The sequence below is a fragment of the Flaviaesturariibacter aridisoli genome (assembly GCF_004343705.1).
GTDB lineage: Bacteria > Bacteroidota > Bacteroidia > Chitinophagales > Chitinophagaceae > Flavisolibacter > Flavisolibacter aridisoli.
Window position 1 is genome coordinate 18,443 of sequence record NZ_SKFH01000026.1, and the last position, 23,232, is coordinate 41,674.

The 23,232-nt window shown below is 61.1% G+C and carries 17 protein-coding genes; 9 read left to right on the forward strand and 8 right to left on the reverse strand.

Annotation, left to right across the window (positions count from 1 at the left end; all coding sequences use genetic code 11):
* Window positions 1-45 precede the first annotated feature (45 nt).
* The 6 genes from E0486_RS13735 to E0486_RS13760 all read right to left on the reverse strand — a co-directional run bounded on the left by E0486_RS13735 (window position 46) and on the right by E0486_RS13760 (window position 8,503).
* Window positions 46-603: a hypothetical protein gene (locus E0486_RS13735; protein WP_131852753.1), complete on the reverse strand. Its 558-nt coding sequence runs from the start codon at window positions 601-603 to the stop codon at window positions 46-48.
* A 134-nt stretch (window positions 604-737) separates the two neighbouring features.
* Window positions 738-1,742: a GlxA family transcriptional regulator gene (locus E0486_RS13740; RefSeq protein ID WP_131852754.1), complete on the reverse strand. Its 1,005-nt coding sequence runs from the start codon at window positions 1,740-1,742 to the stop codon at window positions 738-740.
* A gap of 162 nt (window positions 1,743-1,904) precedes the next feature.
* Window positions 1,905-5,258, reverse strand: coding sequence for a preprotein translocase subunit SecA (secA, locus tag E0486_RS13745; RefSeq protein ID WP_131852755.1), 3,354 nt, complete (start codon window positions 5,256-5,258; stop codon window positions 1,905-1,907).
* 327 nt (window positions 5,259-5,585) lie between these two features.
* Window positions 5,586-6,518, reverse strand: a complete 933-nt coding sequence (locus E0486_RS13750) for a carboxypeptidase-like regulatory domain-containing protein (protein WP_165917333.1) — start codon at window positions 6,516-6,518, stop codon at window positions 5,586-5,588.
* A 216-nt stretch (window positions 6,519-6,734) separates the two neighbouring features.
* Window positions 6,735-7,448 carry a LytR/AlgR family response regulator transcription factor gene (locus E0486_RS13755; RefSeq protein ID WP_131852759.1) on the reverse strand — a complete coding sequence of 238 codons (714 nt, stop codon included), beginning with the start codon at window positions 7,446-7,448 and terminating at the stop codon, window positions 6,735-6,737.
* Window positions 7,442-8,503 carry a sensor histidine kinase gene (locus tag E0486_RS13760; protein WP_165917334.1) on the reverse strand — a complete coding sequence of 354 codons (1,062 nt, stop codon included), beginning with the start codon at window positions 8,501-8,503 and terminating at the stop codon, window positions 7,442-7,444. Before E0486_RS13760 ends, E0486_RS13755 begins: the two co-directional genes overlap by 7 nt.
* A gap of 167 nt (window positions 8,504-8,670) precedes the next feature.
* Between E0486_RS13760 and E0486_RS13765 the strand changes: the two genes are divergently transcribed.
* Together E0486_RS13765 and E0486_RS13770 are read left to right on the forward strand one after the other, a co-directional pair.
* Complete coding sequence (locus E0486_RS13765) at window positions 8,671-9,711, forward strand: S41 family peptidase (RefSeq protein ID WP_165917335.1); 1,041 nt, start codon at window positions 8,671-8,673, stop codon at window positions 9,709-9,711.
* Window positions 9,712-10,801: 1,090 nt separating this feature from the next.
* On the forward strand, window positions 10,802-11,548 hold the full coding sequence (locus E0486_RS13770) for a DUF6261 family protein (RefSeq protein WP_131852765.1): 747 nt from the start codon (window positions 10,802-10,804) through the stop codon (window positions 11,546-11,548).
* A 70-nt stretch (window positions 11,549-11,618) separates the two neighbouring features.
* On the opposite strand, the gene E0486_RS13775 is transcribed toward E0486_RS13770, so the two are convergent.
* Window positions 11,619-12,587 carry a carboxypeptidase-like regulatory domain-containing protein gene (locus E0486_RS13775; protein WP_131852767.1) on the reverse strand — a complete coding sequence of 323 codons (969 nt, stop codon included), beginning with the start codon at window positions 12,585-12,587 and terminating at the stop codon, window positions 11,619-11,621.
* 90 nt (window positions 12,588-12,677) lie between these two features.
* Here E0486_RS13775 and E0486_RS13780 point away from each other — a divergent pair, with 90 nt between their 5' ends.
* The 4 genes from E0486_RS13780 (at window position 12,678) to lysA (ending at window position 19,735) form a co-directional block, all read left to right on the forward strand.
* Window positions 12,678-15,995 (forward strand): WD40 domain-containing protein, encoded by a 3,318-nt coding sequence (locus E0486_RS13780; RefSeq protein WP_131852769.1) that lies wholly within the window; start codon window positions 12,678-12,680, stop codon window positions 15,993-15,995.
* A gap of 134 nt (window positions 15,996-16,129) precedes the next feature.
* Window positions 16,130-17,005 carry an ATP synthase F1 subunit gamma gene (gene atpG / locus E0486_RS13785; RefSeq protein WP_131852771.1) on the forward strand — a complete coding sequence of 292 codons (876 nt, stop codon included), beginning with the start codon at window positions 16,130-16,132 and terminating at the stop codon, window positions 17,003-17,005.
* A 234-nt stretch (window positions 17,006-17,239) separates the two neighbouring features.
* Window positions 17,240-18,295: an SMC-Scp complex subunit ScpB gene (gene scpB, locus E0486_RS13790; RefSeq protein WP_131852773.1), complete on the forward strand. Its 1,056-nt coding sequence runs from the start codon at window positions 17,240-17,242 to the stop codon at window positions 18,293-18,295.
* A 225-nt stretch (window positions 18,296-18,520) separates the two neighbouring features.
* Entirely contained in the window at window positions 18,521-19,735 is a 1,215-nt protein-coding gene (lysA, locus tag E0486_RS13795; RefSeq protein ID WP_131852775.1) for a diaminopimelate decarboxylase, read from the forward strand.
* 49 nt (window positions 19,736-19,784) lie between these two features.
* Here lysA and E0486_RS13800 read toward each other — a convergent pair whose 3' ends face one another.
* Complete coding sequence (locus E0486_RS13800; protein ID WP_131852777.1) at window positions 19,785-20,621, reverse strand: DUF6263 family protein; 837 nt, start codon at window positions 20,619-20,621, stop codon at window positions 19,785-19,787.
* A gap of 175 nt (window positions 20,622-20,796) precedes the next feature.
* Here E0486_RS13800 and E0486_RS13805 point away from each other — a divergent pair, with 175 nt between their 5' ends.
* From E0486_RS13805 to E0486_RS13815, 3 genes are read left to right on the forward strand one after another with little or no spacing between them, the layout of a single operon-like run.
* Window positions 20,797-21,282: a thioredoxin family protein gene (locus E0486_RS13805; protein ID WP_131852779.1), complete on the forward strand. Its 486-nt coding sequence runs from the start codon at window positions 20,797-20,799 to the stop codon at window positions 21,280-21,282.
* A 4-nt stretch (window positions 21,283-21,286) separates the two neighbouring features.
* The gene (locus E0486_RS13810; RefSeq protein ID WP_131852781.1) at window positions 21,287-21,772 is read left to right on the forward strand and encodes a DUF4442 domain-containing protein; all 486 of its coding nucleotides are present in this window, start codon (window positions 21,287-21,289) and stop codon (window positions 21,770-21,772) included.
* A 37-nt stretch (window positions 21,773-21,809) separates the two neighbouring features.
* Window positions 21,810-23,213 carry an MBL fold metallo-hydrolase RNA specificity domain-containing protein gene (locus E0486_RS13815; RefSeq protein ID WP_131852783.1) on the forward strand — a complete coding sequence of 468 codons (1,404 nt, stop codon included), beginning with the start codon at window positions 21,810-21,812 and terminating at the stop codon, window positions 23,211-23,213.
* Window positions 23,214-23,232: the final 19 nt, after the last annotated feature.

A 23,232-nucleotide genomic window follows, 5' to 3' on the forward strand; every position in this document is an offset into this window, starting at 1 on the left:
TAAGTGGCGCAGCGGTGCGGGGCACTGCACGAATAGGAAGAAGAGTCATGGGTCAACGCGGTGAATGACGGCGCCAAAGCGTTCTACAAGAAAGCGCTCGAGGCGGTTGGCCGTGTCTTCGGAGCGCTCGCCGTCCTGCGACGGGAAGGTTTCCAGCGCGCGGGCCACGGCGTTGAGCAGGAGCTCGTAGCGTTCGAAGCTTTCGCGGAGCACGGCCTCGTCGCCGGTTTCCCAGTATCGGCTTTCGTCTGATAGCTCGAAGTCGTCAAAATATTCCCGGGCGATCCAGCGAAACAGGTCGATGATGGCCTTGTGCGCATCCGCGCCTGCGTACTGGGTTTTGACGATCACACCCTGGATCGGCTCGTCGAGCTCGATGCGGAGGAGGATGTAGCGGAAGTCGGTGAGGTTCCCTTCGGAGTCGAAGGTGAGGCTGAGAGGCTCACTGCCTTCGGGCGCGAAGTACATGCCCTCGGCGCGCTCTTCGTGCAACCGCTCGTGCGGCCAGCCCAGCTCCTTGCATATATCCGAAACGGCGTCTACCAGGTGCGGCAACAGGGCGCGGTCTTTCAACCGGCCCTTGTAATAAATGGAAAGTCCCATATTTTGGCTTTTGATACAAATCTGGCCATCACCGGGCAGGGCGCCATGGGTTTTTCACCAGTATTTTATGGGATTTTTCCCATCAACAAAAGCAGCGGCCTTCAGCAACGTAACCGCATCTAAAAATCGGCACCTCAGGCTGCCACTTCGCCCACCTGCGCAATGCTATGCCGGCTGTACTTGCCGCGGTATTGCTGCGGAGCGAGGCCAGTCACTTTTTTGAAGATGGCGCGAAAGGCTTTCGGGTCGGTATAACCGACTTTGTACATCACTTCATTCACCGTGTCGCGGCTCGATTCCAGTTGTTGCTTGGCGGCTTCGATGCGCACGCGCTGGATGTATTCGACGATGGTATTAGAGGTGGCTTTCTTAAAACGGCGCTCGAGGTTGCGGCGACCGATGGCGAAGTGGCTGGCGAGGTCGTCCACGCTGAGGCGCTCGGTGTAGTTCTTCTCGATGAAATCCTGCGCCTGCCGGATCTCTTCGTCCTCGTGGATCTTCTGCCCGCGGAAGATGATGAAGGGCGATTGCGTGTCGCGGTCCATATCGATCATGAACACCTTGGCAGTTTGGATGGCGATGGCGCGGCCTGCGTATTTGCCGATGAGGTACAGCAACAGGTTGGTGAAGGTGAGCGCGCCGCCGCTGGTGCAGATGCCGCCTTCGTCGGTGAGGATCTTGTCGGGCAACAGCAGTGCCTCCGGGAAGCGGGCGCGGAAGGCCCCGGCAGCGCTCCAGTGGGTGGTGCAGGGGCGGCCGTCGAGCAGGCCGGTCTGTGCCAGCAGGAAGGAACCGAGGCAGAACGACGCAAGGCAGGCTCCCTGCGAATGCTGCTCCTGCAGCCAGGGCACCCAAGCCTCGTTGAGGTCCAGCGCTGCGCTGATATCGCTGCCCTGCAATGCCGGGATGAGCACCAGGTCGGTGCGCTTCGTATCGTTCATCAGCGCGTGCGGATGCACCACGAAGAGGCCTTTGCGCAGGCCGCTCTGGGCGCTGAGCCCGATCAGCTGCACCTGGAACAACGGTTCCCGCTCTTCGGCACGAAGAAAGTTATTGACTTCGTTGAGGATCTGGTACGAAGCTTCGATATGGGTCAGGCTGCAATCGCCTTCGGGGATCAGGATCGATACATGGAGCATAAAATGCGTTTTCGTTTGCGGGCGCAGACACGCCGGTTGCGTCGGTAAATTACTAATTTATTTCGCAAACCGGCCCGGCTGTTGCCAAAAGAAAATGCCGCCCACCGGGCGGCATTTTCTTTATTAATCAATTAACCGGTCAATTAATTAACCGGTTACGGGTTATGCTTCGTCTTTGCCGTGGCAGGCTTTGTACTTCTTACCGCTGCCGCAGGGGCAGGGGTCGTTGCGGCCCACTTTGGGTCCAACGCGCACGGGCTCCTGCTTTACATGCACGTCGTCATGAGTGGGATCGTAGTAGTCCTGCTCGTTGGCGGCATAGTCCTGTCCGGCGGCGTCGATCTCGGCCTTGTTCTCGTGGAGCTGACTCATGTCGGTCGGCATGGGACGGCCTTCGAGAATGCGTGGTGCCTGCGGCTGATCGCCTTCTTCGGAGGGCAGTTGGGCGTGGCTGAGGAACGATACGATGTCGCGGTTCATCGCGGTGCTCATCTGGCGGAACAGGTTGAAGGCTTCCACCTTGTACACCACCAGCGGATCCTTCTGCTCGAGGTATACGGTCTGAACGCTCTGCTTCAGGTCGTCCATCGCGCGGAGGTGCTCCTTCCAGGCATCGTCGATGATGGCCAGGGTCATGTTGCGCTCCATGGTGTCGGTGAGGAAGCGGCCACCCGTTTCGAGCACCTTGCTCATCGGCATGTAGATGGTCATCACCTTGCGGCCGTCGCTGAACGGCACCTGCACCATTTCCACGTGCGGACCTTCGCGGTCGCGGATCACCTGGAACTGGCGCGCGGCCGTTTCCTGCATGAGCGACTTGTGGGCTTCATACGCCGTGATGGCTTCGTTATAGAGCTGCTCGGCAACGGCGCCGGCGGGCGTGTTCTTGAAGGTCTCCTCGCTGATCGACGTTTCGGTGGCGAGGTGAAGGATGGTCGCCATTCGGAAGCCTTCGAAGTCGTCGCCGTCGCGGTAGGTCTGCACCAGGTCTTCGGCCACGGCCATGAAAGCATTGTCGATATCGAGGGCGAGGCGGTCTCCGAAGAGGGCATGGTTGCGGCGGTCGTACACGGCGTTACGCTGCATGTTCATCACGTCGTCGTATTCGAGGAGGCGCTTCCGGATGCCGAAGTTGTTTTCTTCCACTTTGCGCTGGGCGCGTTCGATGCTCTTGGTGATCATCGAGTGCTGGATCACTTCGCCTTCTTTATAGCCGAAGCGGTCCATGAGTCCGGCGATGCGCTCGGAGCCGAACATACGCATCAGGTCGTCTTCGAGGGCCACGAAGAACTGCGAGGTGCCGGGGTCGCCCTGGCGGCCGGCGCGGCCGCGCAGCTGGCGGTCCACACGACGGCTCTCGTGGCGCTCGGTGCCGATGATGGCCAGGCCACCCGCTTCTTTCACGCCGGGTCCGAGCTTGATGTCGGTACCGCGACCGGCCATGTTGGTGGCGATGGTCACGGCGCCGGGGAATCCGGCCTCGGCTACGATCTGGGCTTCCCGGGCGTGCTGCTTGGCGTTGAGCACGTTGTGCGGGATCTTATTGGCAGTGAGCGCGCGGCTCAGTAATTCGGAAATTTCCACCGAGGTGGTACCCACCAGCACGGGGCGTCCGGCCTCGCGCAGCTTGATCACCTCGTCGATGACGGCCTTGAACTTCTCGCGCTTCGTCTTGTACACGAGGTCCTGCGCATCCTGGCGGGAGATGGGGATATTGGTGGGGATGTTCACCACGTCGAGCTTGTAGATGCTCCAGAATTCGGCGGCTTCCGTTTCGGCCGTACCGGTCATACCGGCCAGCTTGTGGTACATACGGAAGTAGTTCTGGAGGGTCACCGTGGCGTAGGTCTGCGTGGCGTCTTCGATCTTCACGCCCTCCTTGGCTTCGAGGGCCTGGTGCAAGCCGTCGGAGTAGCGGCGGCCTTCCATGATACGGCCGGTCTGCTCGTCCACGAGCTTCACCTGGCGGTCGTCGGTCACGATGTATTCCACGTCGCGGTCGAAGAGGGTATAGGCTTTCAGGAGCTGCTGCACCGAGTGGATACGGTCGCTCTTGGCGGCGTAGTCGTTGATAAGTACTTCCTTCTGCTGCAGCTTCTCGTCGAGCGGCGCGCTGCCTTCCTCGATCTCGGCGAGGCGCATGTTGATATCGGGGAGGATGAAGAACTCGGGGTCTTCGCCGGCGCGGGTCATCGTGTTGATGCCCTTGTCGGTGAGATCTACCGACTTCTGCTTTTCATCGATGTGGAAGAGGAGCTCTTCGTCCACGATGTGCATGTGGCGCTGTTGGTCGGCGAGGTAGTAGCTCTCGGCTTTCTGGAGCTTTACGCGGATGCCGGGCTCGGAGAGGAACTTGATCAGGGGGCCGTACTTGGGCAGGCCGCGGTAGGCGCGGAACAGGAAGAGGCCGCCACCCGCTTTCGGGTCGTCGTCGTTGGCGGCGATGCGCTTCTTGGCTTCGTTGAGGAAGCCGCGCACGAGACGCTCCTGCGCTTCCACCAGGGTGGCCACGCGGGGCTTCAGCGCCAGGTATTCCTGCTGGTCGCCCTTGGGAACAGGGCCCGAGATGATCAGCGGCGTACGGGCGTCGTCGATCAGTACGGAGTCGACCTCATCCACCATGGCAAAGTGGTGCTTGCGTTGCACCATCTCCTCGGGGGAGTGCACCATGTTGTCGCGGAGGTAGTCGAAGCCGAATTCGTTGTTGGTGCCGTAGGTGATATCGGCGAGGTAGGCCTTGCGGCGCGCTTCGGAGTTGGGCTGGTGCTTGTCGATGCAATCCACGCGGAGACCGAGCCATTCGAAGATGGGGCCGTTCCACTCGGAGTCGCGGCGGGCGAGGTAGTCGTTCACCGTCACGATGTGCACGCCTTGCCCGGCGAGGGCATTGGTGTAGGCGGGGAGGGTCGACACGAGGGTCTTACCTTCACCCGTGGCCATTTCGGCGATCTTGCCCGAGTGCAGTACGGCACCGCCGATCAGCTGCACGTCGTAGTGGAGCATGTTCCAGGTAACGGTACCGCCGGCGGCCGTCCAGGAGTTGGCGAAAACGGACTGGTCGCCCACGATGCGGATGTAATTTTTTCCTTCGGCGGCGAGGGCGCGGTCGAGGTCGGTGGCGGTGGCCGTGATCTCCGTGTTTTCCTTGAAGCGGCGGGCCGTTTCCTTCACCACGGCGAAGGCTTCGGGGGTCAGCTCTTTAAGGATCTCCTCGGTTTTGGCGTCGCGCTCTTTTTTGAGCTTGTCCACTTCCTGGTAAATAGCGTCTTTGCCGGTGAGGTCGCTGTGGGGGAGGGCGTCCGCCTCGGCCGTCGTTTCGGCGATGCGGGCGTCCATATCCTTGAGGTAGTCGGCAATGCGGGTACGGAACTGGGCTGTCTTGCCGCGCAGCTCGTCGTTGGTCAGCGATGCGAAAGAAGCGAAATGCTCGTTGACCTTGGTCACGAGCGGCTGAATGGCTTTCACGTCTTTTTCCGACTTGCTGCCACCGAAGATTTTCGAAAGGAAACCGATCATAATAGCGTTTCTAGAGGTTTTTTTGGTTGCGTTCCCGGCGCGGTCCGCCTTTGCCAAGGCTGCAGCGGACGTTGTTCGGAACGCAGTTCCGGTCAAAAAGGGTGCTAAGCGGGTGCAGAGGCCAATTTGACAGGGTGCCAAAGATAGCCTTTTTTGGCCTAGGAAGGCCGATGGAAAGGGGGAAAGCGGGGCCCGGCGGGGGAGTTTTAACGAAGGCGGCCCCGGCGATAACAGCTGGAAAGACCCTCCGCGTCCCCCGGCGGAATGGCGGGCCGCCCGCCCGGGCGCTGGCAGAATGGCGGGATCAGGCTGCAGCCCGGACCTCCGCTAGCGCAGCACCGCCTGCGCACTCAGGGCCTTGCCCGTCTTTTCGTTCACCACACGTACGAGGTAATTACCCGCCGGCACACCCGCGGTGGTCAGCGTCATCCGTTCGGATTTCGCGCTGCAGCTGGCGGTACCCTTCGCCAGCAGCTGGCCGGCGAGGTTGTATAATTCAATGTGGTAGGCGCCGGGCTCGAGGTGGCGGCCCTGGATGTGGAGGTCGCTGCCGGCGGCTACCGGGTTGGGATAGATGCTGACCGAAGGTGGAATCGGGGCAGGGGCTGCTTTGGGTTGGAACAGGCTCTTGAACGGACGTGGCTTTTTGCGCACGGAGCGGACGACGATATATTCACCCATCATCTCCCGCATGGAAAGTACCAGCTGCAAGCCGTTCACCTGCGCACCTACCGGGAATTGTGTCGCGTTATAGCCGGTTGCGGAGACACTTATCAGCGCTCCGGCGGGTACGTGCTTCAGGCTGAAACGGCCCTCCACATCGGCCGAGACCATCGTTTTGGTGCCCCAGATGCCGACGGTCGCAAAGGGAACAACGTTGCCGCTGCTGTCGGTCACCTGGCCCGTGACGGTTCGGCCGGTGTCGCTCCGGGGCGTATCGCTCCGCGGTACATCGACCGGGAGATCTTTCGTATCGTGAGGAAGCTGGATACTGGCCGGGAAGGCGGTTGCTGCGTTCTGCGCCCCTGCTTTCAACGACAGCAGGAAGGCCGGGATGGTTATCGTGAAGAACGCACGCAGTCCCGGCAACGCCCGGCGCGGCAGTACTACGTCGCGATCCAGCTGGTCGGCACGGAAGCGGCCGCACGCATGGCCGTGTTCCCGTACAAAGGCCAGCAGCCGGGCATCACTCATTTGGGTGAAATCGGCAATGGTGCGCGCACAGGAAGCGCAGTGGCGTCCGCCCGCATCGGGGCGCATAGCGTCCCAGTTTTCGGAACAGGGCTCTGGAATTTGGAGGTTCAGGCGACGACCCATAAGGTGTATTTGAAAGTAAGACATCCACACCCTTACGTATGCTGCACCGCCATCGGACAAACCGTAGAACTACAGGCCCGTTTCGATTCCAATGCATCGCCGCGCACCGGGAACCACAAACTTCAAACTACAAACTTCAAACTACAAACTATAAACTCGCTATTCCCGCAGGCCCAGCTTCTGCAGCAACGCCTCGCGGTACGTAGCGCCCACGGGCACATCCGCCTCGCCGATCCGCACGGTGGTTCCTTCCACGAACCGGAGCTTTCGCAGGTGAATGAGGTAGGATTTGTGCACCCGCATAAACAGAGCCGGCGGCAACAATTCTTCCGCTTTCGACAACGTGAGGTACGACACGTGCACTTCCTTCGCCGTATATAGTTTGATATAGTCGCCCAGCCCCTCGAGGTACAGGATCTCGTCGTACGGGATGCGTAGCAGGCGCTTATTCACCTTTAGAAAAAAGGCTTCGTCGGCAGGTGCCGGAGGGGCTGGGGTGGGCAACGGCACGGCGTCCGCCGGCAGCACCTTTTGTACGGCCTTCAGAAAGCGCTCGAAGGTGACCGGCTTCAGCAGGTAGTCGGCCGCGTTGAGCTCAAAGGCCTCCACGGCGTGCTCCGCGTAAGCGGTGGTGAAGATGGTGCGCGGCGGGTGCTTCAGCGAGCGGAGAAAAGACACGCCGTCGATGCCGGGCATGCTGATGTCGAGAAACAGTAGATCTACGGGCGCATGCTGCAAAAAGGTAAAGGCCTCCACCGCGGTTTCGCAGGTGCCGGCCAGCACCAGGCCGGGCACCAGCCGCAGGTGCGCCTCCAGCAGCCCGCGGGCGAGGGGCTCGTCATCCACAATAAGACAGCGTAGCGGGGTTACCATTGCAGGGTCAAGGTTACGGTAAATCGGCCGGATTCGTCGAGCACATCGAGGTGATGGCGGCCGGGGTAGAGCAGCCCGAGGCGCTTGCGCACATTCTGCAGCCCGATGCCGCCGGTGCCGGAAGGGGCCGGGGGCGCGGCTTTCAGGTTCGAGGTCTGGAACACGAGCTCGCCCTCCGTCACCTGCAAAAGCAGTTCCACGCGGTTGCCGGGGATGCGCTGCTGCAGCGAGTGCTTGAAGCAATTCTCCACCAGAGGCAGCAGCAGCAGCGGCTCGATCAGCCGGCCTTCAGGCTGCCCCTGCACGGCGAAGCGGATGTCGTCTTCGTTGCTGTGGCGGATCTTTTCGAGGTCGATAAAGCTGTGGAGAAAGGCGATCTCTTTCGACAGCGGCACCTGCGCGCTCTGCGCCTCGTAGAGTACGTAGCGCATGATGCCCGAGAGGTGGTCGATCATCACCGGCGTGCGCGGCGAGCCCTGCAGGCTGAGGGCATAGAGGTTGTTGAGCGTGTTGAAGAAAAAGTGCGGCTGCACCTGCGCCTTCAGCCCTTCGAGCTCGAGGCGCCACTTGTCGGCCTGCAGGCGCTCCAGCTCGGTTTGCCGGCGAAACCATTCGCGGATATACACGAAGCCCGTGGCGGCCAGCAGGATCAGCAACGTGTAGTCGAGGTTCTGCACAAACAGCGGCGGCACGCTCCCGGGGTGCCCCAGCGACAGGTTGTAGCGGTATTGCTGCGGGATAAACGGCAGCTGCTGCAGCAACAGCGAAACGGCCCGCACGTTGAGCTCGTACAGCAGTATATATACGGGTAGCAGGAGAAAGAACAGCGCGAAGCGCCGGCGCAGCAGCGTTTGCGGCAGGTACCAGCGGTACAGCAGCACGATGGCCGGCACCTGCAGGCAATTGACGAGCACAAGGCTGAGCGTCCACGAAAAGCGGGGAAAGATCTGGAAGCCGATCGACAGGGGAATGACCACCGAAAGCAGCCCGAGGAAAACGGCTTCGGCGGCCAGGTCCTTTTGCCGCAGGGTCCATTGCCGGGGAGCGGAAAGCATGCGGCAAAATACGGATGCCGGCCGCTGCAGCGAACGCTTTTCTGGCCCAACGCCTCCTTTTTCTGGCCCAACGCACCCGCCTGCGTTGGGCACGGCGGCCAGCACGTTGGGCGAAATCCGCGATACGAGGCGTCGCGCCCGCCGCATCTTGCATCAAAATCACAACCATGCGCCGACTTGTCCTTCTACTGACCCTCCTCGGTTCCCTTCGCGCCACCGCCCAACAGACCGATTCCGTGCGCCTCCTCATCGACAGCACCCTGCGCGTGATGGAACAGCACGCCTACAACAGCTCCCGGATCAACTGGGCCGCCCTGCGCGACTCGGTGGCCCGCAAGGCCGCCGGAGCCCGCAGCGATGCCGACGCCGCACCGGCGCTGTTCTGGGCATTCGACCAGCTGCAGGACAAGCACGGCTGGATCACCATCGCCGACTCCACGCACTACAATACGGCCGTGCACCGCGAGCAGCGGACGCTCAGCGCCGGCATCAAAGCGGCGTTGCAGAAGGGCCCGTATATCTACAATGGCCGCGTAGCCGGCCGGTACGCCTATATCAGCATTCATTTCTTCATGGGGCAGACGGAGGCTGCGATGAACGCCTATGCGCAGCGCCTCCAGGATTCGCTTTGTAAAAACGTGGATGCCCGTACGAAGGGCATCATCATCGACCTGCGCCTCAACGGCGGCGGCAACTCCTTCCCCATGTACCAGGGCATCGTGAACGTGCTGGGCAACCGCGACTTCGGCGCTTCGGTGGACGGTCGCGGCCGCGTGCAGGACGACAACCGCATCCGCAACAACCGGGTGGTGCTTCACGGAAACCACAACGATTCGATCGTGTTGCGCCTGGAGCGGATGTGCCGCGACCTGTCGGCCCTGCCGGTGGCCGTGCTCATCAGCCCCGCCTCCGGCTCGTCGGCCGAGCAGCTGGCCATCGCCTTCACCTCGCGGCCGCGCACGGTGCTCATCGGCGAGCGCACGGCAGGCTATGTAACGGGCAACAATGGCTTCGAGCTGCCCGGCGCCGGCAACGGCATCGTGGTGGCCGAATCGCTCACGCGCAATACGAAGGGAAAGTTGTTTACGGAGGATGTGCGCCCCGGCATCGAGGTGACGGGCGGCGACGATTTTACCGATCGCACGAAGGACGCCAAGATCAGGGCCGCCGTGAAGTGGCTGGAGGGGCAGCGCAGCGGTGGACGGTGAGCGGGCGTCCTTGCGGCAGGCGTCCGCGCGGTGTGAATAGATCCCGTTCGCCCGCCGTCGGCCGAAGCCTTTGGCGCGGAGGCTGAAGGGAAGGGGATGAGTGATTGGCGTTGAAGGTCTATGCGGGCAAAGGCTGCGGAGGGCCTTGCCGGGCATGAGATCCCGTTCGCAAGGGAACGGGATGACGGCTGTGACTTTAATGGTACAAGGGCCCCATACGGGCAGGCCCCTCTTACCGGGCTGCAGGCGGATGGGGCCCCGGGGGCTTTGGGGAACAGGGTGGGTCGTCCTCCGCCCGGCTGCCTCATGTGGACACATTTCCTGGCCATGCCTTCTTCTTCCCAGCTGTTCCGATCCATAAGGAGGTGAAAATCAATGCTCCGAAGGAGCACCGTGTCACTGGCCCCGGGCGCAAGCCCGGGGAAGCAAGAGTCAGCGTGTGGATGCACCACGAAGTGGTGCCGTGTGTCTCCTGCTCCCCAAAAAATGCGCTCTGCCCCTTCAAAAGACGGCAGCACGGCGCTCCTTCGGAGCGCAGAAGCGGGTGGGGCTATCCTGGACCCCGGGCTTGCGCCCGGGGCCAGCTACACGGCACCGCTACGCGGCGCATCGTTCGTGCATTCAATGGGATCCCCCGCGCGATTCATCGAAAGATCGAAATGTGTCCACACGATAGGCCCGGCTGCCGGGACCGGTAGGGCGCGTGACAGATGCTGCGCAAACAGGGATGACGCCCGCCCGGCTTCCGGGACCGAATCCCATGGCGTCGGGCGCGGCACCCATTTGTACCGGTACCCCGCACCCGGCGCCAGGCGCAACACGTTTTTGTACCCGGATGCTACCCGGCCCCGCCCGCCGCAACAGGGTCTTGTGCCGGGATGCTGCCGCGCGGCGCCCGGCGGAACAGCCATTGTCCCAGGACGTGACCGTCCCGCGCCCGCCGCGACTGCCTTTCCTCCGCGGAAGCCGGCGTGCCGCACCCGGCGCAACGTTTTTTTTCAATCGAAATCAATACGTTGCAAAAAGCGCGGCTGTCCGGTGAAAGATTCGCGTCGAATCTGTAATTTAAAGCCACCAAAACCTTTATACGATGCTTACTAAAATTTCCTTCCTCCGCCTGCGCAACGCCGAAGTCATTCAGTTTCTTACCCAGCTGCTCGTGCTGCTTACCGCCGTCGACCTGCCCGCCCTCGTGCAGGAGACCGTGCAGTCGCTGCAGCGCCTGTGCGATGAACTGGAAGCGCTGCACAAAGAAGATCCGGCCTCGCTCATTACCGAAGAACTGGTGGCACTCGATGAAACGCGCGACGATCTCTACACCGGCCTGCTCGGCCACTGCCGCAACCTCGATTACCACAACGACGTGGGCATTGGCGCCGACGGCATCCTACTTCGCCATACGATCGGCGTGTACGGTGATTCGGAAAAAGTGACCCGGCAGCCTTATGTAGCCGAAAGCACCGATATCGATTCGCTGCTCGCCGACCTCGCGCGCCCCGATGTGGCCGCCGCCGCGGCTCGTTCGGGCGCCACGATGTGGATCACGCCGCTGAAAGTCGTGAATGATCTATTCAAAAAACGATTCCTCGACCGCAACGACGAAAAGGTGTTACGGGAGTTTGCCTTCACCATGAAAAACAAACGCAGTGAAGGAACCATCGCCTACGAAGCCGTGGTGCGGAAGATCAACGCGCTCTACGAAATGGAAGGCGCCGAAGCCGTCAAAGCGCTGATCGATAAAATGAACATGCTGGGCAGCGAATACCGCAAGCTGGCGCGCCAGCGCCGCGGGCGTGCGGAAGCAAAGACGGAAAGCGCGCCACGGGCATCCGCCTGACCCATCGCCCTGCAAAACAAAAATGCCGCCCCGGAAAGGGCGGCATTTTTTCGGAACAGCGTGCCGTGTATCAATACAGCACAGCCTGCGCGCTCAGCACCTTTCCCGTTTTGTCGTTCACCACCCGCACGATGTATTGGCCGGCCGCGACGCCACCGGTGGGCAGCGTCATCCGGTCGGATTTAGCGTTGCAGGCAGCCGCGCTTTTCCGCAGCAGCTGGCCGGCGAGGTTGTATAATTCAAGGTGGTAAGCGCCGGGCTCGAGGTGGCGGCCTTCGATGTGGAGGTCGCTGCCGGCGGCTACCGGGTTGGGGTAAATGCTGATGGAAGGAGGCAGGGGCGCGGGGGCTGCCTTCGGCTTGAAGAGGCTCTTGAACTTGCGGGGCTTTTTAGTATAGGTCACCACCACGGCACCGCCGAGGGCCATGGTTTCATCCCGCTTCAAAAAGATGTGCGTCGTGTCGGCGCTTTCCACGCGCACTTCGGTGCCTTTGTAGCCCACCGAGCTTACCAGCAGGGTGCAGGGAAAGCGCACCCCGTCCATTTTGAACATTCCGCTCGCATCGCAGGCTACGGCCTGCCGCGTTCCTTTCAGGGTCACCGTGGCAAAGGGTACGGGGTATCCTTCGGCGCTGACGGTGCCGACGACCGAATCGCGCTTCGGCAGTTGCAGGGCGCGGCCCATGACCGGGGCATCGGCAGCGGCGGGCGCCACTTCCACGGCCGGCGGGGCCGTTTGGGCGCTGGCTTTGAGCGACAGCAGGAAGGCCGGTAGCGTGATCGTAAAGAAGGCGCGCAGCCCGGGGAGGGGGCGCCGCGGCACGTCGAGGGCGCGTTGCAGCTGGTCGGGGTAAAAGCGGCCGCAGGTATTGCCGGCGTCGTTGCGAAACCATTCAGCCAGTTGCGCGTCGGTCATGTGGGTGAAATCGGTGACGGTCTTCCGGCACGAAAGGCAATGCCGGCCGGCCGCTTCGGGGCGCATGGCGTCCCAGCTTTCGGGACAAGGCTCGGGGATGTGTAGGTTCAGGAGGCGACCCATAGACGGTATTTCTACAAGCGAGACAGGCGGCCGGTTCACTTCGCTGCATCGCTTCGCACATTTGCGGTATCTTTCAGCAACGCCCTGCTTATGAACCGGATCTTACTTTTCCTCCTGATGCTCCTGTCGGCACGCCTACCGGCCCAGCTCACGATTGTGCCGCAGGTGAGCAGCCAGAATTATGTAACGACGACGGTCTATAACCCCCGTCAACAGCTCATTGCCGTAGCCGAATACCGCGTGCCGCGCCTGGCCTTCTGGGATGCGCGCAGCGGTCTCAAGGTGCATACCCTCAACCTCAGCGCGCCGGTGGTAGACCTCGCCGTATCGCCGGATGGAGCCTGGTTCGTGGCCTGCGCTGAAAACGGCCAGGTGTCGGTGGTCAACAGCGAAAATCTCGAGGTGCACCGCAGCTTCGATGCGGCGGTGCATGCGGGCGAATACGGCGTGGTGATCATGGAGCGCATGCCCGTGGTGTTTGTGAGCCGTGATGAATTCGTGTTTGCACGCTACACCGGAAGCATTACCCTGCCGAAAGCGAACCCCGCCGGCGATATCGTGACGAAGGCCGAGCGCTCCGACAAAAGTGTGCAGCTCTCATTATATTCCATTCCCCTGCGCCGCGAGCGTGCCATCGGTACGGTCGACAAGCTGCCGCTGGCCCTTTCCTGGGACGCCGCCTCCGGTCAATTGATCGCCGCCGGGGAGCAGGGCATTGCCCGCATGCACCTTACGAGCGGTCTTTGGACACCCTTCGTGAACGACTCGCTCCATGTAGACCGCTTCAACGACCCGCGCTTCGGATGGTCCGACGACAGGGCCTGGCTGTCGGTGATCAACAAGGAGCAGGAGCTGCAGCTGTTCGACACACGCAGCGGCAAGCGCAGGCGCACGGTGCAAAACGTGTTCAGCGCCGCCTTTATCGGGTCCGACTCGCTGCTGTACCAGGCCGGTGACCGCAAGCTGCACCTGCTGCTGCTCAAAACCGGCGCCGTGACCGCTTTTTCCAATTTTACCGGCACGCAGACCTGGAGCTATGCCTGGTACGACTATGGCCCCGGCGTGCGCGGCGCCATGACCCCCAACGGCCCGGTAACTTTCGGGCTGACCGCGGGCACCGTTTCGGAGCCGGCCTTCAACCAGGTGTCGCCGCCTTACGGTACGGCGCCTGCCGACAATGGAGTGCTGGTCTACGCCCAGGGCAAGGGCCTTTATGAATTCCGGACGCGCTTCGCCAGCGCCGGCCGAACGATCGCCACCTTGCCGTCGCCCGTTTACAACACGCTACTGCTCGAGCGCAACGACCGGGTCATCGTACAAACGCGCGCCGAAGGCCAGCCCGATTCGATCTACTGCCTGCGCTACAGCAACGGCGCGCTCGTATGGAAGGCGGGTTTTGGAAAAGATGGGGAGCGCATCTCCGGGTTGTCGGCCAACCGTGCAGGCAGCCGGCTGCTCGTTTCCTGTGGCTGGAATATGCTGATGGAGCTGAGCCTTGCCGATGGTTCGGTGCAGCATTCGATGAAAACGCAGGCGCGCGTCTTCGACATCCGCTTCGCCAATGATGCGTCCGATACGTATGTGACACTGGCGGAGCTCGCCCCGCACCGGTATGGGATCGTGCGTACCGGCTCCGGCCTGCAGCCGGTGCTGTACGAGCAGTTTGAGTCCAACCTGCCCTTCCGCAGCTTCGAAATATCCAACAGCGGTGCGTATGTCTGCTATTCCTATCCCGAGGGAGGTAACTTTTTTGTGAAGCTGCTGCAGAAGTCGATGCCGGCTCAAAAGGTGGAAGCCAACGCCCGGATTTTTGCCTTCAGCCCGAAAGACGATTTTCTGGCTGCGGGGACGGCTACGAGCGGGATGGTGCGCCTGTACCGTTTTCCCGGCCTGGAGCTGGCCGCCGACCTGCGCTGCGGCAACGGTAAAGTGCACGAGCTGCGTTTTTCCAAAGACGGCCGCTTCCTGTACGCCGTGCTCGAAGACGGCTGGGTGTCGGTGGTCGACGTGCAGAAAAAAACCGAAGCGGCGCGCCTCACATTCGACGGGGCGGGCTTTATCGCCACCACGCCCGCGGGTTATTACGCCGCCAGCAAAAGACAGGTGGCCGCCATCGGCATCCGCACCGGCAACCGCTGCTACCCGGTTTCGAACGCCGACCTGAAATTCAACCGCCCCGATCTCGTGATGCAGGCCATGGGCCAGTCCAGCCGCGCGGTGCTCGACGTATACCGCCGCGCCTACCAGAAGCGCCTGCGCCGTCTCGGCGTGGACGAAGGCGAGGTAAGCCTTATCCAGGGCTTTCCGCAGGCCGTGGTGACCAATGCGCAGCTGCTGAAAGCGAGCGTGAAGGACCGGCAGGTAGACCTTCCCGTGCGCTTCGAGTCGGGGTTCGGCGCCCTGCACGCTGTTTCGGTGCTGGTCAACGGGGTGCCCCTTTACGGCGTTGCCGGTTTGCCGCTCGGCAACCGCCACCTGAGCCGGCTCGACACCGTGCTCCGGGTGCCCTTGCAACAGGGCCGCAACGAGATCGAGGTGGAAGCCGTGCTGTCCAACGGTGTGCGCAGCACGCGGGGGAAAGTGCTCGTGCAGGCGCAGTATGCGGCGGCGGCCCCGAAGCTTTACTTCGTGGGGATCGGCATCGACCGCTTTCGTGAGCCGGGGCACGACCTGCGCTGGAGCGCCAAAGACATTCGCGACCTCGCCGGGAAATTGCGACAGAAGCTGGGTGCGGCGCTGCAGATCGACACGCTGCTCAACGAACGGGTGACGCCCGGGGCGGTGGCAGCCCTGCGCGGAAAGCTCGCCGCAACGGGCGTTAACGACCGGGTGCTGGTGGCCTATTCGGGCCATGGGCTCCTGAGCAGCGACTTCGACTATTACCTGTCGGCCTACGACGTCCAATTCAGCAACCCGGCGCAGGGGGGCATCCCTTACGAGGCGCTGGAGCGCCTGCTGGACTCCATTCCGGCTCGCCGGAAGCTGATGCTCATCGACGCCTGCCACAGTGGCGAGGTGGACAAGGAAGACCTGCTGGCCTATGCCGATAAAGGCGGAACCGACAGCCTGGCGAAAGGCATCGAAATAAAGGTCGTGTCTACCGACCGGCGCATCGGCACCTACAATTCCTTTGAGCTCATGCAGCAACTGTTTGTGAACGTGGGCCGGAGCACCGGGGCTACGGTGATCTCTGCAGCGGCGGGCACCCAGTTTGCCCTGGAGCGCGGCGACCTGCGGAACGGCGTGTTTACCTGGGCGCTGCTCGAGTTTCTGCAGGCCCACCCGGCGGCGCCGTCCGTGGAGGCCCTGAAGAAATGGGTCAACCGGCGGGTGCCCGAGCTGACGCGGGGCCTGCAGGTGCCGACGGCGCGCGAAGAGAACGAGCGGATGGACTGGACCCTGTGGTAGGGTGAAGGAAGCGGCCCCGCTTATTTCGCAAGCTGGTATGGAATTCCGCCCTTCTTGCCTTACTTTTGCGCCCGAATTACGCAGGTGGCCCGACGGCCGGCTGCAAACTCCAAACCCCAAACTCCAAACCGGAAATGGCAGGTCAACTTAAAGAAGTCCGTAACCGCATCAAATCCGTTCAAAGCACCCAGCAGATCACGAAGGCCATGAAGATGGTGAGCGCCGCCAAGCTGCGCCGCGCCCAGGACGCTATCCAGCAGATGCGCCCCTACGCCCGCAAACTGCAGGAAATGCTTTCCAACATCGTGAGCAACACCGAGGTGGAAGGCGGCAACGCCCTTGCCCAGGAGCGCCCCGTGGAGCGTGTGCTGATCTTCGCGATCACTTCCGACCGTGGCCTTGCCGGCGCCTACAACGCCAACGTGATCAAGATGGCCAAGCAGCTCATTCGTGAGAAATACCAGGGCAAGCAGGTCACCATCTGGAGCATGGGCAAGAAAGGTTACGAGCACTTCGCCAAGAACGGCTACAACGTGAGCGACCGTTTCAAGGACGTGTTCCTGAACCTGTCGTTCGAAGGCGTGCAGGCCGCGGCCCAGGCCGCCATCCAGGCCTACCTGAACCGCGAGTTCGACGCCGTGGAAGTGGTGTACAGCGAGTTCAAAAACGCCGCTACCCAACGCTTCGCCACCGAGCGTTTCCTGCCGATCGCCAAGGCGGAGAAGACGGAAGGGGCTTCCGCCGCCCGCGCCGACTTCATCTTCGATCCCAATAAGGAGGAACTCATCGCCGAGCTGATGCCGAAGATCCTCAACACCCAGTTGTTCAAGGCCGTCCTCGACGCCCACGCCTCCGAGCACGGTGCCCGTATGACCGCCATGGACAAGGCTTCCGAGAACGCAAACGAGCTGCTGAAGAACCTCAAGATTTCCTACAACCGCGCCCGCCAGGCCGCGATCACTACGGAACTTACCGAGATCGTATCCGGCGCCGCCGCCCTGCAAGGCTAAGAGTCGCTTTACCTTTTTTCAAAGCCCCGCCCTGCGGGGCTTTTTATTGGCCGCAGGTGGCCAATAACCACGAAGGCACGGCTACGCAACGATGCTACGTCAACGGCCAACGTACTTGTATTTAAGCGTCGTGTCGTCGTGCCGTCGTGCCGTTGCACTCAAAGGCCGCCTGCGGCCTTTTCCCAAAAAGGGTTATTTTAGCTGCCCGTTTCGTAAGGAGCGGGCTTTTTTATTATGGAGATTTCAAGCCTTATTCCGCATATCGAGTCGCTGATCTTTGCATCGGACAAGCCCCTGACGCCGGCCGAGCTCACCGAGCTGATCAACCAGGCTTTCGGCTTTATGGAAGACAAGGTGCTCGAAGAGCAGGTGGGTGCCGCCCTGGAAGGGATCGTGGAGAAATACGGTTCGGAGTTCTATCCCTTCGAGGTGCGCCAGAGCGGTGGCGGCTGGCAGTTTCTGACCAAAAAGGAATTTCATAAAACGGTGGCGCAGCTCAATGGCGAGAAGTTCCTCAAGCGCTTGTCGGCCGCTGCCCTCGAAACGCTGGCCATCATCGCCTATAAACAGCCCATCACCAAGGGTGAGATCGAATCCATCCGCGGCGTTTCTTCCGACTACAGTGTGCAGAAGCTGCTCGAGAAGGAGCTCATTATCATCTCCGGCCGCAACGAAAAAATGCCCGGCCACCCGCTGGTATACGCCACCTCCAAGGGCTTTATGGACTACTTCGGCATTAACTCGCCCGAAGACCTGCCCAAGATCCGAGAGGTGCTGGCCGACCAGATGGTGCAGGGTACGCTCGTCAACCCCGAAGACTTCCAAACCTCCGGCCTGCTCGTGACCGACGACGGCGAACTGGTGGAAGAGCAGGATGTAACGGGCTCCACCGCCGAAGCGGCGCCCGGTACCACCGTCGTCAACGGCCAGGCCGTGGACCCGGAAACCGGCGAAGTGCTGAATACAGCCCCGGAAGCGGGCGCCGAGCCCGAAGGCGACCCGGTCGCCGGCGCACCTGCGCCCGAAGCGGCTGACGGCGACAAAGGCGACGATAACGGGAACGAGGTCGCCGACGCCGACGACGCGGAAGGAGAGGAGCTCTCTGAAGCCGACTTCCCCGACGACGAGCAGCAGGAGATCCGTATCGAGGAGACCAGCGACGAAGTGGAGTTCACCCCCGACGAGCTCGATACTTCCGCCGGCGACAGCGCTTCGTCATCCACGGAAGAAGAAGATCCGCTTTCAGACGATGATTCCCCGTCGGATAAAAACACGCCCGACGCGCCCTGAGGAATTTGGAAAGAGAAGCATCTTTTTCACTAAGTAAAGAAGTGAATAAGGGTTTCGCAAAGAGATACGTTAACGGCCCCGCCAATGCTGGGGCCGTTTGTATTTAAAAGAGACGCATATCATGGGTCCCTGCTTAGCGTATTGACTTCTTTTCTTCTTTCCTTCGTGGTTCCGAGCCTTCTTTAACTTCCGCCACCATCTTCCCGACGCTATTTTTGCACTCTTATGTCCCAGACCCTATCCCGCCAGCAGCTGGTATCCCTGGCCGAGCAATTCGGTACGCCCTTGTATGTATACCATGCCGAAAAGATCAAGGAGCAGTACGAAACCCTTTCCGGCGCTTTTTCACAGGTGAAGGCCCGCTTCTTTTATGCCTGCAAGGCACTCACCAACATCAACATCCTTAAATACATCAACCGCCTCGGCGCCGGGCTCGACTGCGTGTCGATCAACGAGGTGCAGTTGGGCCTCCGCGCCGGCTTCACCCCCGACCGCATCCTGTTTACGCCCAACTGCGTGGACTTCGATGAAATCGATGCCGGCCGCGCCCTGGGCGTAACGCTCAACATCGACAATATTTCCATCCTGGAGCAGTTCGGCAACCGCTACGGCGGCTCGTACCCGATCTGCATCCGCATCAACCCGCACATCATGGGCGGCGGCAACTACAAGATCTCCACCGGGCATATCGACTCCAAGTTCGGCATCTCGGTGCACCAGCTGCGCCACATCGAGCGGGTGGTGAAGACCACCGGCCTGCACGTGAAGGGGCTGCACATGCACACGGGCTCCGACATCAAGGACATCAACGTGTTTCTCGCCGGCCTCGAAGTGATGTTCGGGATCGCCGAGCATTTCCCCGCTCTCGACTTCATCGACCTCGGCTCGGGCTTCAAGGTGCCCTACCATGAAGACGACGTGCGCACCGATGTGGCCGCCCTCGGCGAAAAGGTGGCCGAAGCCTTCCGCCAATACGAGCAGGAGCAGGGCCGCAGCCTGGAGGTGTGGTTCGAGCCGGGCAAGTTCCTGGTGAGCGAGTGCGGTTATTTCGTAGTGAAGTGCAACGTGATCAAACAAACCACGGCCACCGTGTTCGCGGGGGTCAACAGCGGGTTCAACCACCTGATCCGCCCGATGATGTATGAAGCCTACCACCGTATCGGCAACCTGAGCAACCCGGATGGCGCGTCCCGTATATATACGGTAGTAGGGAACATCTGCGAGACCGACACCTTTGCCTGGGACCGCACGCTGCCGGAAGTGCGCGAAGGCGATTACCTCGTTTTTTACAACGCGGGGGCGTACGGCTTCGAGATGTCGTCCAACTTCAACTCACGGCTGAAGCCCGCCGAAGTGCTGGTGCTCGATGGCGAGCCGCACCTGATCCGCAAGCGCGATGAATTCGAAGACCTGCTGCGCAACCAGCTCGAAGTACTATAAATGAGAAAGCCCTCCATGCGGAGGGCTTTTTTCTTACTGTTCACGCGTATTACTTAACGGTCATCGTAGTCGTCGTCTTCGTGGTCATCGGGATGCTCTGGCCCATCATTTCCATGGTGCCTTCCGAAGTGGTGTTGCTGGCGCGCTCTTTCACGAGGCCGCTCTTGCGGTCGATCCGTACGGTACCGGTTGTTTTGTCGGTGGTGCTGATGGCAAGCTCCATACCGTTCATCTCCTGCTTCTTGTCGGTCTTGGTCTGGTCGGTGAAGCTGAGGGCGATCTCGTCGCCGGTGACGTCGGTTACCGTGTAGGCCAGCTGGTGGCCGCCGGTGGTATCGGTCCAGGTAGTGCCTTTCTCCACGCCGGCTGCCGGCAGGATCACGAGCTCCATCGAGCTGCCTACTTTGGGCAGTTCGCCGATATTGCTCATTGCGCCCGACATCGGGTTGCTCTGGTCGGCACCGGGGTAGTCGTCGTCGGCCTTCACCGAAGTTACCTTACCCATGGGATCCACCTGCATCGAGAATTTGCTTTTGATGGCTTTTCCCATCGTCTCGCCACCTTCACCCTTCAAATCTTCGGGCTTTTCGCTGTCGAAAGACTGGCTGTTGCCGCCGGGTGCTTCGATGTTCATCTGGAAGCGCTTGATCTTGTGCTCCAGCGTGGTGCTTCCGTTCTGCACGTTCTCTACGTCGAAAGAGCGGTTCACCGTGGCTTCCACCTTCGTTTCCATGCTTTGGCCCATCATCTCCATAGATACGTTGGAGTTGATTTTGGAGAGGACCTCGATTTTCTGACCCTTCTGAAAGGTGGGCTTCACCGTCACTTTCTGGGCAAAGCCGTTCAGGCTGAAGGCAAGGCCGGCAAAGAGAAAAAATTGTTTCATTGCGGGATTTTTTTTGAGTTGTTTGAACGAAGATTCAAAATTCGTTTTTTCCAGGACGGGAAGTTACACGAAATGGTTTGCCTGCTTTACGAAATTGGCTGTTTGGTAGGACAAACGCCCGCAGCCGCCCGCCGAAAAGCGGCATTTCGCTATTTTGCTCCAAATAACCTGCGTCATGCGCTTCCTGTTTCTCCTCCTGCTCCTGGGCTCGCTGACGGCTTCGGCGGGCGATACCACCCGGTTGTACAATCCCGCGGCCAATGCCCGCAAAGACCTGGCGGCCGCCCTGCTGCGGGCCAAAGCCGGGAAAAAGCACGTGCTGGTGCAGGTGGGCGGCAACTGGTGCGTGTGGTGCTACCGCTTCAACGCCTTTACCCAGCTCGATACGTCCATCCGCAACCTGCTGCGCGACAATTACGTCGTGTACCACCTCAATTACAGTAAGGAAAACAAGAACCTCGACCTGCTGGCCGAACTCGGCTACCCGCAGCGCTTTGGCTTCCCGGTGCTGCTCGTGCTCGACGCCACCGGCAAGCGCCTGCACACGCAGGACAGCTCCCAGCTCGAAAAAGGCAACGGCTACGATACCGAGAAAGTCACCGGCTTCCTGCGCGGCTGGGCCCCGGCGGCGCTCGATCCCATCTGGTACCAAGAAAACTAAGCCCATGCCCGTCAACGATGCCTTTCAGAAACTCGTGCGGAGCAAGACCCGCTTCCGGATGTTCCTGCTCACGCGGCTACCCTCGGCGTATTTCGCGGGGCTGCAGTTGCGTGCCTGCACCGACACTGAATGCGTGGTGGAGGTGCCCTTCCGCTGGTTTACCAAAAATCCCTTCCGCTCCACCTATTTCGCCTGCCTCGCCATGGGAGCCGAACTGAGCACCGGCGCGCTTTGCATGCAATACATCTACGGCCGCAAGCCGGCGGTGTCGATGCTGGTAACCGCCATGGAGGCGCAGTTCTTTAAAAAAGCTACCGGTATCACGCAGTTTACCTGTGCCGACGGCGCAGCCATTGCCGCCGCTATCGACGAGGCCATGGCTACCGGCGAGGGCCAGATATTTACCGCGCGCAGTACCGGCCGGAACGAGCAGGGCGAGCTGGTGGCGGCGTTTTCCTTTACGTGGAGCTTCAAGGCCCGGGTAGGATAACGTACCGTGCTTATCTTTCTGTTCTAAACACCCTTCCATGAAGATTGCATTCCACGGTGCGGCCCGCACCGTTACCGGCTCCAAGCACCTGCTGACACTGTCCAACGGCAAAAAGGTCCTGCTCGACTGCGGGTTGTTCCAGGGCATGGGCCGCGATACTGACGCGATGAACCGCACCTGGGGCTTCGAGCCATCGGAGGTAGACGTGCTCATTCTCTCGCACGCCCATATCGACCACAGCGGCCTTATCCCGAAGCTGGTTAAGGAAGGCTTCGGCGGCAAGATCTTCTGCACCGATGCCACGGAGGCGCTGGCAACGCTGCTGCTCGAAGATTCGGCCGAGATCCAGGAAAACGACGTTCGCGCGCACAACAAAAGCAGCAAGGCCCAGGGTAAACCGCTGCTGGAGCCGCTGTATACGGTAGACGATGCCAAGGCCTGCGCCGGCCGTTTTGTGGCGCGTCCCTACAACGAATGGTTCCCGGTGCTGGAAGGCGTAGAATGCCGCTTTACCGACGCGGGGCACATCCTCGGCTCCGCCTGCGTGCACCTGCGCGTGCAGGAAAAAGGAAAGCCCTACCGCATTACCTTCAGTGGCGACGTCGGCCGCTACCGCGACGTCATCCTGCGCTCGCCCGGCGACTTCGACCAGGCCGACTGTATCATCATGGAGTCGACCTATGGCGACAAGCTGCACGAGAACGTGTCGACGTCGGTGGACCAGCTGCTGCATTGGATCGAGCATACCTGTATCGAAAAGGGCGGTAAGCTCATTGTGCCGGCCTTCAGCCTCGGACGCACACAGGAGCTCCTCTATGCGCTCAACCAGCTGGAGCTCGAAAACCGCCTGCCCGCGCTCGACTATTTCGTAGACAGCCCACTCAGTACCGACATTACCGCCGTCATCAAGCGCTTCCCGCAATATTTCAACAAGACGATCCAGCGGGTGATGCAGACCGACGACGATCCGTTTCACTTCAAGGGGCTGCGTTTTACGAAGTCGGTGGAAGACTCGAAGATGCTTAACTACCTCGACAAGCCCTGCGTGATCATCTCCGCCTCCGGCATGGCCGAAGCAGGGCGCGTGAAGCACCACATCAGCAACAATATTGAGAACTCGCACAACAGTATTCTCCTGACCGGCTATTGCGAGCCGCATTCGCTCGGCGGCCGGCTGATGGCGGGGGAGAAGGAGGTGGGTATTTATGGCATCCGGCACGAGGTGCACGCCGAGGTGGGCGCCATCCGCAGCATGAGTGCCCATGGCGACTACGAAGACCTGATGCAGTGGCTCCACGGCCAGGAGCCGCGCGAGGTGCAGAAGTTCTTCCTGGTGCACGGAGAATACGAAGTGCAGCAGGAACTGAAGCGTCGCCTCGTATCCAAGGGCTTCCGCGATGTGCAGATCCCCGAGCGCCACTTCGAAGTCGGCATCGGGTAGAAACCGTAGGGTTCGTGAG